Annotated in this window: 4 protein-coding genes; 3 read left to right on the top strand and 1 reads right to left on the bottom strand. The window is 45.1% G+C overall.

Annotated elements, in window-relative coordinates; translation table 11 throughout:
- The first annotated feature begins 531 nt into the window (after positions 1 to 531).
- Positions 532 to 819, top strand: coding sequence for a hypothetical protein (locus INF61_RS05560; protein ID WP_074184133.1), 288 nt, complete (start codon positions 532 to 534; stop codon positions 817 to 819).
- Between the two features lie 121 nt (positions 820 to 940).
- Here the strand turns inward: INF61_RS05560 and INF61_RS05565 are convergent, their stop codons facing one another.
- Positions 941 to 1,870: a DUF4760 domain-containing protein gene (locus INF61_RS05565; RefSeq protein ID WP_193547604.1), complete on the bottom strand. Its 930-nt coding sequence runs from the start codon at positions 1,868 to 1,870 to the stop codon at positions 941 to 943.
- A gap of 1,022 nt (positions 1,871 to 2,892) precedes the next feature.
- Between INF61_RS05565 and INF61_RS05570 the strand changes: the two genes are divergently transcribed.
- Complete coding sequence (locus tag INF61_RS05570) at positions 2,893 to 3,084, top strand: Rop family plasmid primer RNA-binding protein (protein WP_131492920.1); 192 nt, start codon at positions 2,893 to 2,895, stop codon at positions 3,082 to 3,084.
- Positions 3,084 to 3,512 carry a helix-turn-helix domain-containing protein gene (locus tag INF61_RS05575; protein ID WP_193547605.1) on the top strand — a complete coding sequence of 143 codons (429 nt, stop codon included), beginning with the start codon at positions 3,084 to 3,086 and terminating at the stop codon, positions 3,510 to 3,512. The genes INF61_RS05570 and INF61_RS05575 overlap by 1 nt, the downstream gene beginning before the upstream one ends.
- The last annotated feature ends 475 nt before the right edge of the window (positions 3,513 to 3,987 follow it).

Below are 3,987 nucleotides of genomic sequence, written 5' to 3' on the forward strand. Positions count from 1 at the left end.
GCAAGGATAGCTTCGCGTGCTGCGGCTTCGGTACCTTCCTGTGTGTCTGCTGCCGACACGCAGCCATACCCTGTAACGTCGAACGCAGGGACGTAGATCCCCCATGCGGTGTCTGTATCGGCGGGGGATTCGATCCCGACCGAGAAGCGGCGCGTGATGGTCATATTTTTCTCCGGTTTTATGTCTGGCGGTTTTATACGAAAAGTCTGTCGGTGGCAGTGCGTTATCCGGCAGTTTACTGCATGAAATGCCTGATTGACGGCATTTTCCGTCCGTAACGCAGTGCCAGTCATTGGCATGCATAACGATTCATGCCCGTAAAACGCACCAGCGCGATTCTGGGGCGTTTTCAGGAGGGAAGACAGGTGGTTTTGTGGCTTCGGCGGGAAAATCGCTCACAGCGCGTCTGAGCGGTGCGCGTAATGGGACGTTATGGTAAATCGTACATTCTGAAATTTTCAGTAGACATTTGTTGAGTTACTCGCTAACTTCCTGCTAACTAGAATTTAATTGCTTGGTAAGGTCAATATAATGTCTGATGATTCCAGTGTTAACTTAGTTCCTGTGACGGTTTTTGAGTCGCAGGTTGAAGCGGTTGAGGGTATTACCATCGTGGTTAGAGCACCATCGAACACCATGGTTCCTGAATATACGTATGTTAGACGATCCCCTGGCGATAACACCGTAGGAGAGTGGATGAACAATAGAATTAACCCGTCATTAAATGGCCTTGAAGTCACGATTATTGATGGGGAGCATGAGTCGCCTCGTCGTTCAACTAAGCGCCTATCTACTTTACGGGATAGTTACGAGCGATAACCGCTCTCACCATGAATAAGAGAGGCCGCTTATACAGCGGCTTCTTTATGTGGTACGGGCAATGAGACTTTATGGTAAATTGATGCCGGAAAAAGCTCACCTACTGGTGAGCTTATGATTCTTATCTTGGAAATTTCAATTTTTGCAAGGTTGACAATAAAGGCTCAAGTTTACTTTTATCTGGAGCTTTCATATGTGACTTCAATCCTTCGTTGGCATGCTGTATAGCCCTTTTTTGATTTGTCATAAATGTTGGCTTATCTTCTTGAATTTCTTTCTGAAGTGTCCATTTTACCGCAAGCCATTCTGCGTTTATGAAAAGTTTATCCTCGTCGTCCTGTCTTCTTTTTATAAAAGAGAATGCGAGTTCATAAATTTCAATGAATTGGGTGCCGTAAGAATTGTATATAAGGCCTTCGTCATATAATCCATACCTCACCCCATTTGCACATCGTTCCATTAAGTTTAGGACTTTAACAAGAGCTGATCTAAACTTGCATATCTCTTCTAACTCATTGCTTACTTGTAGCTTTTTTTGAATTGAGGATATTTTTCCTCTTATTTTAGATTTTGCTCCGGGAGATGAAACATGCTTCATCTCTTCTGTTAGCATTTCAATTTGTTCAGTGAGATCAATTTTTTTCTCTGCCGGAATAATTACTTTAATATCATCGCTTGATATCGCCGCAGCCTTTTCACAATAGGGGGATATGTCTTTTCTATTTAATCTATTATTAGTTTTGTTTTTGTATTTTCTTTTTGTTTTGTATATCTCAACCATTGCATCATGAATTTCCTTTTCTTTAAATTCTTTCACGAAATCCAATGCGTTTTTTTCTTTATTGGTAACTGCGTTGTATCTGATAGTGACCATGGCCACAAATAAACTAGCTAAGCCAAAAATTGGCGTTATATAAGTGGTTAATGTTATTTCTTCAGTCGTGTTTATTAGATGTCTAATAACGGTGGCTGAGACCACTATGAAAAATATAAAGTAGACAATGAAAAGACATATCCAGGGCAGGCCGAATTTCTTTATTTTCTCTTTCATGTGTATGCCGCTATGTAAGTTATAGCGGCGTTTTACTATCAGAAAATGCCTAAGTCAATCTCTCTGACGATTTGGGTCATTTTTGCGACAACATTAAGCTTCTGCATAGATTTACCTCTCAATCGAAGTGGTAATGACTCTCATTATCACTTCTACATAATATAGAGCCCCATATGTACATGTGTTTTATCGGCAAGTAAATGCCTACAGACCTAAGTTTAGTTAAAAATTGGGGGGTTGGCTGAGGGGATAACATCAGTTTCATTGCGAAAGATCTTCTTGAGATCCTGAAGTGATCATCGTAATCTCTTGGCTTACAAACGAAAAAACCACCCGGCAAGGTGGTTTTTCGAAGGTTCAGCAACCGGCAAGTTTCTGAACCGAGGTAACTGGCTTATGAGGAGCGCAGTAACCAAATCTGTCCTTTCAGTTTAGCCTTAACAGGGGCATAACTTCAAGACACTACTCCTCATTCAGTTACCAGTGGCTACCGCCAGTGGCGATTTGTCGTGTCTTTCCGGTTTGGATTCAAGTGCTAAGTTACCGGAATAGGCGTGGTAGTCGGGCTAAACGGGGAGTTCGTGCATATAGTCCAGCTTGGAGCGAACCACCTGTCAGGAACCCAGTTGCAAGGGAAGGAATGAGAAAACGCCACCACGTAGTCAGAAACGGCGGAATGCGACGGGTAAACCTCACGGTGGGAACAGGAGAGCGCACGAGGGAGCCATCAGGGGGAAACTCCTGGTATCTTTAAGTCCTGTCGGGTTTCGCCGCTTCTGATTTGAGTGCCTGAAATCAACTGATTTCTGTGAAACTCATCAGGAGGGCGAAGCCTATGGAAAAACGCCCAGCAGGGCGTGGCCTCATCGTCCCCTACGTGCCTTTCGGTTACACTTACTGCTAACTCTTTTTATCACTTATAAAGCTCCATCCGCTCGCCGCAGATAAGTGACCGAGCGTAGCGAGCGAACGGTCGAGGAAGCGGAAAAGAACCGGATCTCACTTGGAGCACTAACGCTGTGATGACGAAACAACAGAAAACGGCACTGAATATGGCTAAATTCATTCAGGCGCAAACCCTGCTTTTGCTGGAGAAGCTCAACGAACTGGATCTCGATACTGAGGCTGATATGTGCGAAAGACTGCATGAGGATGCGGAACAGCTTTTTCGTACCTTGGCTGTTCGTCTGGATGATTTTCAAGAGGATTTGTAATGGCCCGTGTATCTATTAGCGAAGCGGCACGTCTTGCCAGCGTCAGCCGTCCGACTATTTACAAACTACTTAAATCTGGTGAACTCAGTTACACCTCATCTGTAAAGCATGGTAAGTCCATCAAACTTATTGATACTGCTGAGCTTATGCGGGTTTTCGGCGCTCTTGATGTTGTAAGTGAGAGTAAACGTGACACTGTAAAATTTGACGATGATTCTACAGCGATTAACAATGGCTTTTTACAGGATTTACAGCATCAGGTAGCACTTTTGCAGGCGGAAAACGCCGGGCTGAAAGATGCAGTGAATGCCCGGGATGAGCATATCAGTTCACTTCGTCAGGCAATGCAGCTTCTGGAGCATAAGCAGCCGTTATCTGACATTCCGAATCTGACGGCATCGCCTTGGTGGAAGTTCTGGCAAAAATGAGCGTCGTTAATGCAACTCAATGCAATTTAATGCAAGCCAGCATGGTATCGACGATCTTTAATGCAATTTAGTGCACATTAACGAAATTTAGTGCAATTCAGTGCAATGCCGCCATTCCCCATGAGGCACGTTACCGACTGTATACAGTCGCGTGCCAAAGGGTTCCCCTTTGAAACCCTATCCGGAATTTTGCGCATGCGCAAAACTGGACGGCGGACAGGATGTGCATTTGTAATACCGCGTGCACGATATTACAAACTCCCTCGGTCAGGGCTTGCCGCCCCGACACCCGGCCAGCGCCTCACGACCCCGCAATAAATTGCGTGCCCGTTCACCGCTTCACTCTGGTAATTCAGTGTCAATCACCAGCCACTGGTCACAGTGTCGGTAATCTGCATGGTTCCGGTATTCTGCCGTGCCGGCATCACGCAGTGCTCGCAGATCTCCCCCGGCGGCCAGCATATACGTGGTCATG

It is taken from the genome of Enterobacter cloacae complex sp. P18RS, from assembly GCF_014982105.1.
Taxonomy (GTDB): domain Bacteria; phylum Pseudomonadota; class Gammaproteobacteria; order Enterobacterales; family Enterobacteriaceae; genus Enterobacter; species Enterobacter hormaechei_C.

Bases quoted from the DNA above. Each gene is read 5' to 3' on its own strand.
- INF61_RS05560 (WP_074184133.1), top strand. From the start codon at position 532: ATGTCTGATGATTCCAGTGTTAACTTAGTTCCTGTGACGGTTTTTGAG.
- INF61_RS05565 (WP_193547604.1), bottom strand. From the start codon at position 1,870: ATGAAAGAGAAAATAAAGAAATTCGGCCTGCCCTGGATATGTCTTTTC.
- INF61_RS05570 (WP_131492920.1), top strand. From the start codon at position 2,893: ATGACGAAACAACAGAAAACGGCACTGAATATGGCTAAATTCATTCAG.
- INF61_RS05575 (WP_193547605.1), top strand. From the start codon at position 3,084: ATGGCCCGTGTATCTATTAGCGAAGCGGCACGTCTTGCCAGCGTCAGC.